The following is a 1,716-nucleotide window of genomic DNA, read 5'->3' as shown; positions in this document are numbered from 1 at the left end:
TCACCAAAAAGCATAGCGCGGAAGCCCCTGGCTTCAGCCATGGGGAGGAGCGCATGCTTTAATAAGCTGCTTTCTCTTTTTCATACTGCCATCCATCCGCGTACTGCAATAACCTTACGTACCTATATGAAATTCCCTGACATATACGATTTCCCTTGCTGTCTTTGATATCAAAATACCCGCTGGCGCGCACTGCCACTCTGCCTCTCCACGTGCCTTTATATTTCCCTGAAGGAACTTCGGCTTCCACTACATCGCCCGTTTGAAATCCGAAATATCTCTTTTTCCTCTGCCTGTGGCTTATCGGAAATCCGTACTTATCTGTATTGCACATTTTACGGCTGCCTCTGCCTACTGCCGTCCATATCTCTGTATACTTCGTCTTTATCTCGATTGTTTTTGGCGTGCTGGCACCCACGCAGCAAGCATCAAAATAGTGGGTCTTGGGAAATCCGTGCTCTATCCTCTGCTTTTTCGTCCTTGCAGCCGTACCGCATTCTACCGGCAATCCTGTACGCTTCAGCCTCTCGTACAATGCCCATCTCGTTGCATTCATCATCGCTGCATCCTTCAGCGGTTTCTTCAGGTTCGCAATCACCTTCAGCAGGTTCTCCGCTCGCACCCGATCTATTTTTCGTTTCGATTTTTGCAGTTCCTCAAGCCATTCTTCGGGTTGCTTGTTCCCTTTGTCTTGGTTGCACCTTTCGCACGAAATCGTGAGATTGGAAACCCTGTTCGTGCCTCTCGGCCCGTGTTTTGGGTTTCTGGGTACCACGTGCTCTATCTGCAAAGGCACGTTCTCGGCACCGCAGTATGCACATTTCCTGCCGTATTTCTCTAACAGGTACTCTCTTATTTCGTATCCGTACAGTTCGCCCTGCTGGTACTCAATTCCGCTGATTTCAGGGTTCTGCATGAGCTGGGTATCGAATTTGACATGCTCTGTGCTTATCGATGTGATGGGCAGCCATTTCATCAGTTTCTCTGCTGCCCTCACAGTCTCTTCCACTCTAGCTTCCAATGACGGCGGCAGCCAGCCTTCTTCCCTCCTGCGGTTATCGAATCTCGGTTTTCTGTAACGCGTCTTGCGGTTCCTCCTTCCACGTCTCAATGCCCTTCTGCTGTCAAGGCTGTCCTTTATTCCCTGCTTGTGATGAATCTCTCCCATTATTATTGCTGCTGATTTCTCGGCACTCTCTTCTCTCAACACGGAAAAACCTGTTGCTTTGCTTCCTGGATCGAATTTCAACCTTAACGGTTGGAAGTTACTCTCTTCTGCCGTTCTATCTTTCAAACGGATAACAAAGGGCATTAATCTATGCACCACCGCTCTGCCGCTTTGCAGCAGCTTTCTTGCGCGTTTCTCCGTGCACGGCATGAGCGGTTTCTTCTTTTTATCCAAGACAAAAACCATTCTTCCTTCTCTCCTTTCGGAGCCCCTTACGGGGCTGGTGACGCCGCGGATTGCCGATCCGCGGTCTTCCCTCGTCAATGTTGGAAGGGGTTTAGCGCACAGCGCACCGCTCGCTGCACCCCTGCTCGCTTTTAACGCTGTGCCACAGGGCAGAAGACTGGGAATGCATCTTAAGGTGTGCACCCTCCCAACGTAGTGCCTTCATCGTTCCGGCTGAACTCCGGCACTCAGGCTGGTCATAGGTCTGGCTTAGCTGCAGGGCTTGTCCCCAAGCCCCTGGCTTCAGCCATGGGGTCTATGAC

At 50.9% G+C, this 1,716-nt stretch carries 1 protein-coding gene; it reads right to left on the bottom strand.

The annotated features are described in order from the left end of the window. Positions 1–58 precede the first annotated feature (58 nt). On the bottom strand, positions 59–1,597 hold the full coding sequence (gene iscB, locus BUB87_RS13875; RefSeq protein ID WP_234946016.1) for an RNA-guided endonuclease IscB: 1,539 nt from the start codon (positions 1,595–1,597) through the stop codon (positions 59–61). Positions 1,598–1,716 lie beyond the last annotated feature (119 nt).

The sequence above is a fragment of the Caldanaerobius fijiensis DSM 17918 genome (assembly GCF_900129075.1).
GTDB lineage: Bacteria > Bacillota > Thermoanaerobacteria > Thermoanaerobacterales > Caldanaerobiaceae > Caldanaerobius > Caldanaerobius fijiensis.
The sequence above is the reverse complement of the archived record's forward strand: the minus strand, read 5'-3'. Positions and strand labels throughout refer to the sequence as shown.